The organism is Pseudomonas sp. LH1G9, assembly GCF_002949975.1.
GTDB lineage: Bacteria > Pseudomonadota > Gammaproteobacteria > Pseudomonadales > Pseudomonadaceae > Aquipseudomonas > Aquipseudomonas veronii.
Genome location: NZ_CP026880.1, coordinates 1,151,705 through 1,164,776, shown reverse-complemented (window position 1 = coordinate 1,164,776; position 13,072 = coordinate 1,151,705). Strand labels below are relative to the sequence as shown.

The 13,072-nt window shown below is 62.4% G+C and carries 11 protein-coding genes; 6 read left to right on the top strand and 5 right to left on the bottom strand.

Annotated elements, in window-relative coordinates:
- Positions 1–397: 397 nt before the first annotated feature.
- Complete coding sequence (locus C5F70_RS05505; protein WP_104902864.1) at positions 398–2,080, bottom strand: AMP-binding protein; 1,683 nt, start codon at positions 2,078–2,080, stop codon at positions 398–400.
- Between the two features lie 151 nt (positions 2,081–2,231).
- Here C5F70_RS05505 and C5F70_RS05500 point away from each other — a divergent pair, with 151 nt between their 5' ends.
- Genes C5F70_RS05500 through C5F70_RS05485 form a run of 4 tightly spaced genes read left to right on the top strand, consistent with a single transcriptional unit; the run spans position 2,232 to position 7,758 of the window.
- Complete coding sequence (locus C5F70_RS05500) at positions 2,232–3,395, top strand: isovaleryl-CoA dehydrogenase (protein WP_104902863.1); 1,164 nt, start codon at positions 2,232–2,234, stop codon at positions 3,393–3,395.
- An 11-nt stretch (positions 3,396–3,406) separates the two neighbouring features.
- A complete protein-coding gene (locus C5F70_RS05495; RefSeq protein WP_057004449.1) occupies positions 3,407–5,014 on the top strand; it encodes a carboxyl transferase domain-containing protein in 1,608 nt (535 codons plus the stop codon).
- A 15-nt stretch (positions 5,015–5,029) separates the two neighbouring features.
- On the top strand, positions 5,030–5,836 hold the full coding sequence (locus C5F70_RS05490; RefSeq protein WP_017848114.1) for a gamma-carboxygeranoyl-CoA hydratase: 807 nt from the start codon (positions 5,030–5,032) through the stop codon (positions 5,834–5,836).
- A complete protein-coding gene (locus C5F70_RS05485) occupies positions 5,833–7,758 on the top strand; it encodes an acetyl/propionyl/methylcrotonyl-CoA carboxylase subunit alpha (protein WP_104902862.1) in 1,926 nt (641 codons plus the stop codon). Before C5F70_RS05490 ends, C5F70_RS05485 begins: the two co-directional genes overlap by 4 nt.
- On the opposite strand, the gene C5F70_RS05480 is transcribed toward C5F70_RS05485, so the two are convergent.
- Positions 7,755–8,390, bottom strand: coding sequence for a LexA family transcriptional regulator (locus tag C5F70_RS05480; RefSeq protein ID WP_104902861.1), 636 nt, complete (start codon positions 8,388–8,390; stop codon positions 7,755–7,757). The two genes, C5F70_RS05485 and C5F70_RS05480, sit on opposite strands and share 4 nt — an antisense overlap.
- A 129-nt stretch (positions 8,391–8,519) precedes the next feature.
- Between C5F70_RS05480 and C5F70_RS05475 the strand changes: the two genes are divergently transcribed.
- Positions 8,520–8,870, top strand: a complete 351-nt coding sequence (locus C5F70_RS05475; RefSeq protein WP_026140171.1) for a DUF6124 family protein — start codon at positions 8,520–8,522, stop codon at positions 8,868–8,870.
- A 464-nt stretch (positions 8,871–9,334) separates the two neighbouring features.
- On the top strand, positions 9,335–10,486 hold the full coding sequence (locus C5F70_RS05470) for a M14-type cytosolic carboxypeptidase (protein WP_046485401.1): 1,152 nt from the start codon (positions 9,335–9,337) through the stop codon (positions 10,484–10,486).
- A 40-nt stretch (positions 10,487–10,526) separates the two neighbouring features.
- Here C5F70_RS05470 and C5F70_RS05465 read toward each other — a convergent pair whose 3' ends face one another.
- From C5F70_RS05465 to C5F70_RS05455, 3 genes are all read right to left on the bottom strand, one after another.
- Positions 10,527–11,066 carry a cytochrome b gene (locus tag C5F70_RS05465; protein ID WP_017848120.1) on the bottom strand — a complete coding sequence of 180 codons (540 nt, stop codon included), beginning with the start codon at positions 11,064–11,066 and terminating at the stop codon, positions 10,527–10,529.
- Entirely contained in the window at positions 11,063–12,145 is a 1,083-nt protein-coding gene (locus C5F70_RS05460; protein ID WP_104902860.1) for a catalase family peroxidase, read from the bottom strand. Before C5F70_RS05460 ends, C5F70_RS05465 begins: the two co-directional genes overlap by 4 nt.
- A 120-nt stretch (positions 12,146–12,265) precedes the next feature.
- Positions 12,266–13,030: an enoyl-CoA hydratase-related protein gene (locus C5F70_RS05455; RefSeq protein WP_046485403.1), complete on the bottom strand. Its 765-nt coding sequence runs from the start codon at positions 13,028–13,030 to the stop codon at positions 12,266–12,268.
- Positions 13,031–13,072 lie beyond the last annotated feature (42 nt).

Genomic DNA, 13,072 nt, shown 5'->3' with positions numbered 1-13,072 from the left:
GACTCTGACATAACAAAAACAACACGGCAGAGACGCAGCTAACAGATTTTTTTGGAGAAGATGTGCTTCGCAGGGTACGGCATGCCGAAACCCGCAACCGGATAGAGAAAAATAAAACTACCTCAGGTAGCTACCCACTGGTTGGATCGTGTACGAAGAAGCAGATCAGCGCTCAAAAAAATACGTTTGCTCTTGACCCTGGATGGGGTCGCCAAAAACAGCGGTAAAGGGTAACGGTTGCCAAAAACAACAATAGACCGCCCCTCAATAATAAAAAAAGAGCACGTAACAACAAATTAAAGGGGACCTTCGGGTCCCCTTTGTGCTGTCTGGGATTACGCAATTTAAACTGTGGGAGGGGCTTGCTCCCTACCCCCACAAGTTTTCAGCGAAACGACTAAGACAGCGTTCGCAGCTCTTCGATCGAGATCTCGCGCATGCGGAATTTCTGGATCTTGCCGGTGACCGTCATCGGGAATTCGTCCACGAACTTGAAATGCTTGGGCGTCTTGAAGTGCGCGATACGCCCCTTGCACCACGTGTGCAACTCCAGCGCGCTGGCCACATGCCCGGGGTGAAACTTGACCCAGGCAACAATCTCTTCGCCATAACGCTCATCCGGAATACCAATGACCTGCACATCGGCCACCGCCGGGTGCGTGAAGAAAAACTCTTCCAACTCGCGCGGGTACACGTTCTCGCCACCGCGAATGATCATGTCCTTGTTGCGCCCGACGATGCACACGTAGCCGTGCTCGTCCATGGTCGCCAGGTCACCGGTATGCATCCAGCCGGCGTCGTCGATTGCGTCGCGGGTGCCGTCGGGGTTGTTCCAGTAACCGAGCATCACGCTGTAGCCACGGGTACACAGCTCACCGATCTCGCCACGCGCGACGGTGTGACCGGCGAGGTCGACGATCTTGCTTTCCAATTGCGGCTGGGTGCGGCCGACCGTGGTGACGCGGCGCTCCAGGTCGTCATCGGGGCCGGTCTGCAGGGACACCGGGCTGGTTTCGGTCATGCCGTAGGCAATCTGCACTTCGCTCATGTGCATTTCGCCGATGACCCGACGCATCACTTCGATCGGACAGGTGGCACCGGCCATGATCCCGGTGCGCAGGCTGGACAGGTCGAACTCGCCGCGTTGCGGATGGTCGAGCATGGCGATAAACATGGTCGGCACGCCGTACAGGGCGGTGGCGCGTTCTTCGGCGACGGCGGCCAGGGTCAGCAGCGGGTCGAAGCCGTCGTTCGGGTAAATCATGGTGGTGCCGTGGGTGATGCAGCCCAGGTTGCCCATCACCATGCCGAAACAGTGATACAGCGGCACGGGGATCACCAGGCGGTCCTGCGCGGTCAAGCCCAGGCTTTCGCCGACCATGTAGCCGTTGTTGAGGATATTGAGATGACTGAGGGTGGCGCCCTTGGGGAAGCCGGTGGTGCCGGAGGTGTACTGGATATTGACGGCCTGGTCGAAGTGCAGGCTGGCTTGGCGCGCGATCAATCGCTCAGGCGGGATGCCCGCACCAAGGGCCGCCAGTTGCGACCAGGGCAAAAAGCCCGTGGGCGGGCGCGGCGCAAGGCTGATCACGCCGCGCAGGTCCGCCAGTTTTTCACAGTTCAAGCGGCCGACGGGTTGCTCCGCCAGCTCGGGCAGCAGCTCCTGCAACATCGCGTGGTAATCGGAGGTCTTGAACGAACCGGCACACACCAGCCATTGGCAGCCGGATTGCTTGAGCACGTATTCCAGCTCAGTGCTGCGATAGGCCGGATTGATATTGACCAGGATCACCCCGAGCTTGGCGCTGGCCAGCTGGCTGATGCACCACTCGGCGCAGTTCGGCGCCCAGATGCCCAGGCGATCACCGCGCTGCAGGCCCAACGCCAGCAGCGCGCGGGCGTGCAGGTCAACGGTCTCAGCCAGTTGCCGCCAGGTGTAGCGGCGTTGCTGGTGACGCACCACCAAGGCTTCCCCATCGGGAGACTGCGCAACCGTGTGATCGAAGGCCTGACCGATCGTCATGGCCAACAAGGTCTTGTCCTGAGAGCCACGGCTGTAGCTCTGATTCGGTTGATCCATAACGACCCCTGTTGTCTTTTTTGTAGGTTGACGTAAACGTAAACTACGATTGACAGCGCCGCAACGCAAGCTTACGTTAACGTAAAGGTGAGCATCCCCTCCCCCGGTGCCGTCACCCCACAACAACAAAGCTCAATAAAGGTGCCTGTCCATGAGTTACCCCTCCCTGAACTTCGCCCTCGGCGAAACCATCGACATGCTGCGCGACCAAGTGCAGTCCTTCGTGGCCAAGGAGATTTCTCCGCGCGCGGCACAAATCGACATCGACAACCTGTTCCCCGCCGACCTGTGGCGCAAGTTCGGTGACATGGGCCTGCTGGGCATTACCGTGGCCGAAGAATACGGCGGTGCCGGCCTGGGCTACCTGGCCCATGTGGTGGCTATGGAAGAGATCAGCCGTGGTTCGGCGTCGGTGGCGTTGTCCTACGGCGCCCACTCCAACCTCTGCGTGAACCAGATCAACCGCAACGGCAACCATGAACAGAAACTCAAGTACCTGCCGAAGCTGATCAGCGGCGAACACGTCGGCGCCCTGGCCATGAGCGAGCCGAATGCCGGCTCCGACGTGGTCTCGATGAAACTGCGCGCCGACAAGCGCGGCGACCACTACGTGCTCAACGGCAGCAAGACCTGGATCACCAACGGCCCCGACGCCAGCACCTACGTGATCTACGCCAAGACCGACCTGGAGAAAGGCGCCCACGGCATCACGGCGTTCATCGTCGAGCGCGACTGGAAAGGCTTCAGCCGCAGTAACAAGTTCGACAAGCTCGGCATGCGCGGCTCCAACACCTGCGAGCTGTTCTTCGATGACGTGGAAGTGCCGGAGGACAACATCCTCGGCGTGCTCAACGGCGGCGTCAAAGTGCTGATGAGCGGCCTGGACTACGAACGCGTCGTACTGTCCGGTGGCCCGACCGGGATCATGCAAGCCTGCATGGACCTGATCGTGCCGTACATCCACGACCGCAAGCAGTTCGGCCAGAGCATCGGCGAATTCCAGCTGATCCAGGGCAAGGTCGCCGACATGTACACCCAACTCAACGCCAGCCGCGCCTACCTGTACGCGGTGGCACAGGCCTGCGAGCGCGGCGAAACCACGCGCAAGGACGCGGCCGGGGTGATCCTCTACAGCGCCGAACGCGCCACGCAAATGGCCCTCGACGCGATCCAGATCCTGGGCGGCAATGGCTACATCAATGAATTCCCCGCCGGACGCCTGCTGCGCGACGCCAAGCTGTACGAAATCGGCGCCGGCACCAGTGAGATCCGGCGCATGTTGATCGGTCGCGAACTCTTCAACGAAACCCGCTGAAGGAGCGCGTCATGGCCACCTTGCACACCCTGCTCAACCCGCGCTCGGCGGAGTTCGCCGCCAACAGCGCGGCGATGCGCCAACAGGTCGACGCCCTGCACACCCTGCTCGCCCAGGTGCAGCAAGGCGGCGGCGCCAAGGCCCAGGAGCGCCACACCTCGCGCGGCAAACTGCTGCCACGCGAGCGGATCAACCGTTTGCTCGACCCGGGCTCGCCGTTCCTGGAACTCAGCCAACTGGCCGCCCATCAGGTGTATGGCGAAGACGTGCCGGCCGCCGGGGTGATTGTCGGGATCGGCCGCGTGGAAGGCGTCGAATGCATGATCGTCGCCAACGACGCCACGGTGAAAGGCGGCTCCTACTACCCGCTGACGGTCAAGAAACACCTGCGCGCGCAGACCATCGCCGAACAGAACCGCCTGCCATGCATCTACCTGGTGGATTCCGGCGGCGCCAACCTGCCGCGCCAGGATGAGGTCTTCCCCGACCGCGAGCACTTCGGGCGGATCTTCTTCAACCAGGCCAACATGAGCGCCCAGGGCATCCCGCAGATTGCGGTGGTGATGGGCTCGTGTACCGCCGGCGGCGCCTATGTGCCGGCGATGGCGGACGAAGCAATCATGGTGCGCCAGCAAGCCACCATCTTCCTCGCCGGCCCGCCGCTGGTGAAGGCCGCCACCGGTGAAGTGGTCAGCGCCGAAGACCTCGGCGGTGCCGACGTACACTGCAAGATCTCCGGCGTGGCCGACCACTATGCCGACAGCGATGAACACGCCCTGGCCCTGGCCCGGCGCAGCGTGGCCAACCTCAACTGGCGCAAACAAGGCCAGTTGCTGCAACGCACGCCAGTGGCGCCGCTGTACAGCGGCGAAGAGTTGTACGGCGTGATCCCGGCCGATGCCAAGCAGCCGTTCGATGTGCGCGAAGTGATTGCGCGACTGGTGGACGGCTCGGTGTTCGATGAGTTCAAGGCGCTGTTCGGCACCACCCTGGTCTGCGGCTTTGCACACTTGCACGGCTACCCGATAGCGATCCTGGCCAACAACGGCATTCTGTTCGCCGAAGCCGCGCAAAAAGGCGCGCACTTCATCGAGCTTGCGTGTCAGCGCGGGATTCCGTTGCTGTTCCTGCAAAACATCACCGGTTTTATGGTCGGCCAGAAGTACGAGGCCGGCGGTATCGCCAAGCACGGCGCCAAGCTGGTCACGGCGGTGGCCTGCGCCAAGGTGCCGAAATTCACCGTGATCATCGGCGGCAGCTTTGGCGCGGGTAACTACGGCATGTGCGGCCGCGCCTACGACCCGCGTTTTTTGTGGATGTGGCCCAACGCGCGCATCGGCGTGATGGGCGCCGAACAGGCGGCCGGCGTGTTGGTGCAGGTCAAGCGCGAGCAGGCCGAACGCGCCGGCAACGGCTTCAGCGCGCAAGAGGAAGCGGCGATCAAACAGCCGATCCTCGACCAGTACGAAACCCAGGGCCACCCGTATTACTCCAGCGCACGCCTGTGGGATGACGGCGTCATCGACCCGTTGCAGACCCGCGACGTGCTGGCCCTGGCCCTGTCTGCCGCACTGAACGCCCCCATCGAGCCGAGCCGCTTCGGCGTGTTCCGCATGTAAATGGAGCTGTACCCCATGAACGATTTCAACACCCTCGAACTGATCACCGACAGCCGTGGTTTCGCCACGCTGTGGCTCAGTCGCGAAGCCAAGCACAACGCCTTCAACGCCGAGATGATCCGCGAACTGATCATCGCCCTCGACCAGGTGCAGGGCAATGCGTCGCTGCGCTTTCTGGTCCTGCGCGGGCGCGGCAAACACTTCAGCGCCGGCGCCGACCTGGCCTGGATGCAACAGTCGGCCGAACTGGATTACGCCACCAACCTCGACGACGCGCGCGAACTGGCGGAGCTGATGTACAACCTGGCCAAGCTGAAAATCCCGACGCTGGCAGTGGTGCAAGGCGCGGCCTACGGTGGCGCGCTGGGCCTGATCAGTTGCTGCGACATGGCGATCGGGGCCGATGACGCGCAGTTCTGCCTGTCGGAAGTACGCATCGGTTTGGCGCCTGCGGTGATCAGCCCGTTTGTGGTGCAAGCCATCGGGGAACGCGCGGCGCGTCGTTATGCGCTCACGGCCGAACGCTTTGGCGGCGAACGCGCGCGCGACATCGGCCTGCTGGCGGAAAGCTATCCGGCCGAAACCCTGGATCAACAGGTCGATCACTGGATTGCCAACCTCCTGCAAAACAGCCCGGCAGCGATGCGTGCAAGCAAGGATCTGCTGCGCGAAGTCGGTAACGGCGCCCTCACCCCGGCGCTGCGGCGCTATTGCGAAAATGCCATCGCCCGGATCCGCGTCAGCGCCGAAGGCCAGGAAGGTTTACGCGCATTCCTGCAAAAACGCCCACCCAGCTGGCAGTCGCAGGAGCCACGCTCATGAGCACACTGACCACCGTACTGGTGGCCAACCGTGGCGAAATTGCCTGCCGCGTGATGCGTACCGCCAAGGCGATGGGGTTGACCACCGTGGCGGTCCACAGCGCCACCGATCGCGATGCGCGCCATAGCCGCGAAGCCGATATCCGCGTCGACCTCGGCGGCAGCAAAGCGACCGACAGTTACCTGCAAATCGACAAACTGATCGCCGCCGCCCAGGCCAGCGGCGCCCAGGCGATTCATCCGGGCTACGGCTTCCTTTCCGAAAACGCCGGTTTTGCCCGCGCCGTCGAGGCGGCCGGGTTGATCTTTCTCGGCCCGCCCGCCTCGGCAATCGACGCCATGGGCAGCAAATCCGCCGCCAAGTCACTGATGGAAACCGCCGGCGTGCCGCTGGTGCCGGGCTACCACGGCGAAGCTCAGGATCTGGATACCTTCCGTGCCGCCTGCGCGCGCATCGGCTACCCGGTGCTGCTCAAGGCCACGGCCGGTGGTGGCGGCAAGGGCATGAAAGTGGTCGAGGACGTCAGTCAACTGGCCGAAGCCCTGGCCTCCGCCCAGCGTGAGGCGTTGTCGTCCTTCGGCAACGCGCAGATGCTGGTGGAGAAGTACTTGCTCAAGCCCCGCCATGTGGAGATCCAGGTATTTGCCGATCAGCAGGGGCACTGCCTGTACCTCAACGAGCGCGATTGTTCGATCCAGCGGCGCCACCAAAAAGTCGTCGAGGAAGCCCCGGCGCCCGGCTTGAGCGCCGACCAGCGCCGGGCGATGGGTGAAGCCGCGGTGCGTGCGGCCCAGGCCATCGGTTATGTGGGCGCGGGCACGGTGGAATTTTTGCTGGATGCCCGTGGCGAGTTTTTCTTTATGGAGATGAACACGCGGCTGCAAGTGGAACACCCGGTGACCGAGGCGATTACCGGCCTCGACCTGGTGGCCTGGCAGATTCGCGTGGCTCAGGGCGAAGCGCTGCCGATCACCCAGGCACAGGTGCCGTTGATCGGCCATGCGATCGAGGTGCGCTTGTATGCCGAAGACCCGGCCAATGATTTCCTCCCCGCGACCGGCCACCTGACGCTGTACCGCGAATCCGCACCCGGCCCGGGCCGCCGCGTGGACAGCGGCGTCGAGCAAGGCGACAGCGTTTCGCCCTTCTACGACCCGATGCTCGGCAAGCTGATTGCCTGGGGCGAGGACCGCGAACAAGCGCGGCTGCGGCTGTTGAGCATGCTCGACGAGTTCGCCGTCGGCGGGCTCAAGACCAACCTGGGCTTCGTGCGACGCATCATCGCCCATCCGGCGTTTGCCGCCGCCGAGCTGGATACCGGCTTTATTCCGCGCTATCAGGACGAACTGCTGCCGCTGCCCGGAGCATTGAGCGACGAATTCTGGCAGGCCGCGGGTTCGGCCTTCATGCAGAGTCTGCCGGCCGGCGACGGGCCCTGGGCAGACACCCGCGGCTTTCGCGCAGGGCTGCCCGCCGAAGTCTCGCTGCACTTGAGCTGCAACGGCCAGGATCGCCTGGTGACGTTGGCGCAACACACGCCGCGACTGCAAGGCGAACAGCTGCTGATCGACCATCAGGGCGTGCGCCGTGCCCATCTGGCCGTGCGTAGCGCAGGCACGCTGTTCCTGCGCTGGGAGGGCGACATGCATGCCGTCAGCCTGTTCGATCCGATTGCGGCGGTCGAAGCCAACCAATCCCACCAAGGCGGCCTCACCGCGCCGATGAACGGCAGCATCGTGCGGGTGCTGGTGGACATCGGCCAGACCGTCGAAGCCGGCACGCAGTTGGTGGTGCTGGAGGCGATGAAGATGGAACACAGCATCCGCGCGCCCCAGGCCGGCGTGGTCAAGGCACTGTTCTGCCAGGAAGGCGAAATGGTTGCCGAAGGTTGCGCGCTGGTCGAGCTTGAACCAGCGGACTAGAACTTCGCCGTGGCCTGCACGACGACGCCGAGGATGCGGCAATCGCCGCTGAACAGGCGCTTGGGGTAAGTCGGATTGAGCGGTACCAGGTACAGCTGGCCGCTCTCTTCGCGCAACTGGCGGAAGGTCGCCTGCGGGCTGTGCGCCCACTGCGCGACCACCAGCTTGCCGGGTTCGGCGTCGATGGCCGGGTCCACCAGGATCATCATCCCGGCACCGATGCTCAGGCCAGTGGGCGCGGTCATCGCGTCGCCGACCACGGGCAGCCAGTAAGCCTCGCCCTGGGCATGGTAGTCCGTCAGTTCGAAGCGCGCCGCGCCGTAGGCCGGGCGCTCTTCGCGAAGTTCGCACACGCCTTTCCAATCGCTGACCGGGTAGCGGAAGTACGGGTTGTAGTGTGGTGGCCCAACCGGCAGCGCATCGGCCTTGCGACGAACATCCAGCGCGACTTCCAGGGAGCCCAGCCCCAGCGCTTCCAGCACCCGGTTCATGTCCGCCAGGCTTGGCACCCGGCGCTTGTTCAGCCAATGCCCGACACCGCCCTGAGACATGCCCAGGCGTTCGGCCAGTTCATCCTGCGTGACCTTGCGGTCTTTCATGTTGGCCCTGACCAACGCGATCCATTTATCCATGGGGCCTGACAATACGTCGCGTATTTTTCAGGGCAATAAACAGTTTGTAGTAATCCATAAAACGACATAAATACGATACGTACTATCATCGGGTATCAGCGTTTCGACACCCAACCCGAGTACCGCCCTATGACGACAAGCCCGTATCGCCTGCCCTGCGAACCCGAATCCCATGAGCTGCTCGACATGCGCAGCAGCGGCGCCGCCCAACGTGCGCTGGATTACTATTTGAAAGAAGAGATGTGCGCCTCGGCCCCGAACGACGCCTTCTTCAGCATCAAGCCCGGCGTCAGCCCGGAGGAAGCCCTGGTGCATGCCTCGGACCTGTTGCGCAGCGCGGCTGCCACAGCCTACGAATCGGCGAGCAGCCATCAAGGCAACCAGCGTGACCTGGCATTTTCAGTGGTGTATTTGATTGATATGGCGAAGGCGATGGTGGAGCGATCGTTGCAGGCGCCGCAGGCTCAGGACGGAGCATGAGCCACGCGAAAGAAAAATATTTCTATCCCACGGATAAAAACATTTGACTTGCAAATGATAATGATTATTATTGGACCAAGCTGATCGCGAGATCAGTCGATAGACCAAGGGACCTTAGGTCGGACTCTTGGAATATCTCCTCATCAGGCTAATCACGGTTTTTGACCCGGCTCTTTGGCCGGGTCTTTTTTTTGCCAGCGTTTCTGGCTTTGCTTCAGGCTAATGAAGACTGTGTGTTGCTTGATGGCACGCATGATAGCAAAAGACCATCGTCAAAAGAAAGTCGGCCGACCGCTCTGGCTCAGACCTTTGCGAAATAGCACTTGAGAATCAATCTCACAAATTCTAAGCTGCTGCGGCGTCAAGGATGACGCCCCCTCCTCCCGCAACAATTTTGCATCCGGATTTTGCCCGGCCTCTGTGTAAGATAACCGCCACAACACTCATACTCAGGCAGCCAGACTATGACCGTGGCCTTGACCTCCATCAAAATCAGCACCAACTTCGACAGCGGCAACATCCAGGTTCTGGATGCCAGCGATGCCTATCACTTGTTGCTGGCAATCAAACCCGATACCCGCAGTCACCATTTCCAGTGGTTCCATTTCAAGGCCGAAGGCATGCACGTGGGCCACACCCACACCTTCCGCCTGAGCAATGCCGGGCAATCGTCCTATAAGCACGCCTGGAGCGGCTACAACGCCGTGGCGTCGTATGACCATGTCAATTGGTTTCGGGTGCCTACGCGTTTCGACGGCGAAACCCTGCACATCAGTCTCGAAACCCGTGAGAAACACGCCTGGTTTGCCTACTTCGAACCCTACAGCCGCGAACGCCACGACTGGCTCATCGACCAGGCGCTGAACCATGCGGGCACCCGCTTGCTGGCCACCGGTAAAAGTGTCGAAGGCCGCGATATCCAACTGTTGCGCCGTGGCAAAGGTGGCGAAGGCCGGCGCAAGGTGTGGATCATCGCCCAGCAGCACCCCGGCGAGCACATGGCCGAATGGTTTATGGAAGGCATCATCGAACGCCTGCAGCAGGACGGTGACGCCGAGCTGAAAAAGCTGTTGGCCGTCGCCGACCTGTACCTGGTGCCGAACATGAACCCCGACGGCGCGTTTCACGGCCACCTGCGCACCAACGCCATGGGCCAGGACCTCAATCGCGCCTGGCAGAGCGCCAGCCAGGAGATCAGCCCGGAAGTGCTGTTCGTCCAGACGCAAATGGAAAAGTATGGCGTCGACCTGTTCCTCGACATCCACGGTGACGAAGAAATCCCCTACGTATTCGCCGCCGCCTGCGAAGGCAACCCCGGCTACACCCCGCGTATCGAAGCCCTGGAAAAGCACTTTCGCAGCCACCTGAGCGCCTTGACCCGTGACTTCCAGACCACCCACGGCTACACCCGCGACCTGCCGGGCGAAGCCAATATGACCCTGGCTTGCAATGCCGTCGGTGAGAAGTACGACTGCCTGTCGCTGACCCTGGAGATGCCCTTCAAGGACAACGACGACGCGCCCAACCCGAACACCGGCTGGTCGGGCAAACGCTCGATGCAGTTGGGCAAGGATGTGTTGAGCAGCGTGGCCGATATCGTCGGCCTGTTGCGCTGAATGTGGCGAGCGTGCTCGCCACACGGATCAAGCGCGGGCCTCAGTCCTGGGTGCCCGTCATGCTCTGCAGCACGCCGTCACGGCGAATCAACCCATGGAACAGCGCCGCCGCCAGGTGCAACAACACCGTGAAAAACAGCACGTAGGCAAGATAGCCATGGGCCTTGCGCAGCACCGCGAACAGCGGTGCGTTGGCCGACACCAGCGCCGGCAGTTGCACCGAATGGCTGAGCATCACCGGGTCGCCCGCCGCCGAAATCATCGCCCAGCCGAGCAGCGGCAACACCAGCATCAAGGCATACAGCAGCCAATGGGAAGCCTTGGCCGCCAACACTTGCCATCGCGGCAAATCGCCAGGCAACGGCGGTTGGCGCGTGGAAAAGCGCACTGCCAAGCGCACGATCACCAACGCCAGGATCGCGATACCCAGCGGCTTGTGCAGGTGGATCAACCATTCATGCCGTTCGGAAACCGACGCTGCCAGGCCCGCGCCGATGAACAGCATGGCGATGATCATCAGCGCCATCAGCCAGTGCAGCAGGCGCGCCAGGGGGGCGAAAAACCGTGGTTGGGCATTCATGGCTTCGACTCCTGAGGGGGGCGGTGCAACGGGCTGACTTCTGCGGCGCGGCGCAGGTAGGAACTGGCATAGGCGGCCGAACGCGCGGCCAATAGCGGGTCATTCGAAGCCTCGATGCCGCTTGGCAGAATCAGCGGATCGAAGTTGATGTCGCGGCAATCGCCGTCTGCTTGCGCTTGGCTGCTTTGCAGCACCAGGGTGCCGGCGTTGAGTATTTTGTGCTCACCGATCCAGGGTTTGCTTGCATCGTCGAGCGGATCGCCGGGGTTGGCCAGGGTCAGGTTCAACTGCCAACGCAGCGGTCCGGAAGCCAGGCGTTGCACCATGTCTTTTTCCAGGAAGTCACTGCCGGCTGGCGCGGTATCGCCCACAGCATCCTGGCTTTGCGCGACAACCGCCCAACGCACGGCCTGGCGCTTGCCATCGGCGCCCACCAGGAAAAACGCGTTGATACCGTTGTAGGTTTCCGTCGCATAGCTGGCGGATGGCTTGGCCGTCTTGACCCACGCCAGGAACGGCGCAGCCTCGGGATGGGCCGCAAAGAACGCCGGCATATTCGCCGGGTTGGGCTTGCCGGTGGCCGGATCGGGCGCGCCGGCCTTGAGCAGTTGATAGAACGCCTCGGGAGTGCCCACCGGAAACACCGGCATGCTGTTCATCCCGGTGCGCCACTGCTGGCCGTTGGCCTGACTGAATTGCACGGCAAAACTGCGGATCGGCACACTACTGTCCGGCGCGTAGGGGTTACCGCTGGGCAAGGCAAACCGGCCGATCAATGGGGTCCTGGCCGCATTGAATACCTGGGCACTGGAGTAGGCACGCGCCTCGGCGCTGCTCTCGAAGTACCCCGCGACACACACGCCCTTGGCATGGTTGCGCCGAAACCCCGGGTGGATGCCGTTATTGGTTTCCAGGGCATTGACCAGGGTTTTGGGCTGCAGGCGTTGTGGGTCGAAGGTGCCGTTGACGTAGGCAAACGCCCCGGCGACAGCCGCTACCACGCCACCGATACACGCCAGCCTGATCGCCAGGCTGGCCGTGCTGAGTGGCGGACGGGGCGGTGATGAGTGATCTACCATGAAAAGCTCCAGGGCACATGGCCAAGGGGAAATTGAGCTATGAGACGAATCCCATGTAGGTTTATTCCTCCTTCACTGTAGTTTTTTTCAGAGCAGCCCAGCGCCGAGTCCTTGGCCCTCCTAGACCCGATTAAACGCGGCCGGTCGCTTGTCGAGAAACGCCTGCATGCCCTCCTGCTGATCGGGCGTGGCGAACAGACTGTGGAACAGTCGGCGTTCCAGCCGCACGCCCTCGTGCAGCCCGAGCTGCAGGGATTGCTCGACCGCCTCGCGCGCCGCCCGGGTGGCCAGGCGAGAAAAACCGGCGATTTGCGCGGCCACCGCCAGCGTCTGCTCCAGCAAGCTCGCCGCCGGATAGACACGCGACACCAACCCGGCCTGTTCAGCCTCGTGAGCCGTCATCGGCCGCCCGGTCAGCACCAGATCCATGGTCTTGGCCTTGCCGATCAAGCCTGTCAGACGTTGGGTCGCCCCCATGCCAGGGATCACGCCGAGCTTGATCTCCGGCTGGGCAAAGGTGGCGCTATCGGCGGCAAAAATCATGTCGCACATCAGCGCCAGTTCGCACCCTCCGCCGAAGGCGTAACCGTTGACGGCGGCGATGGTCGGCGTGCGCAAGCGGGTAAATGCCTCCCAGCCGACGAAGTAATCCTCGTTGAGCATGTCCTGATAGGACTTGCCGCTCATCTCCTTGATATCGGCTCCGGCGGCAAAATACTGCGCACCGCCGGTAATGACAAAACACCCGACCTGGGGGTCCTGGTCCAGGGCCTCCAGACAAGAAACCAGCTCGGTCATCAGCGCCGAGTTCAGCGCATTCTTGACCTGGGGACGATTGAGCCTGACCAGGACCACCCGACCCTGACGCTCGATCACTACATTCATAGGCACCTCCATTGATTGATATCGTTTAATGAACACATGCGC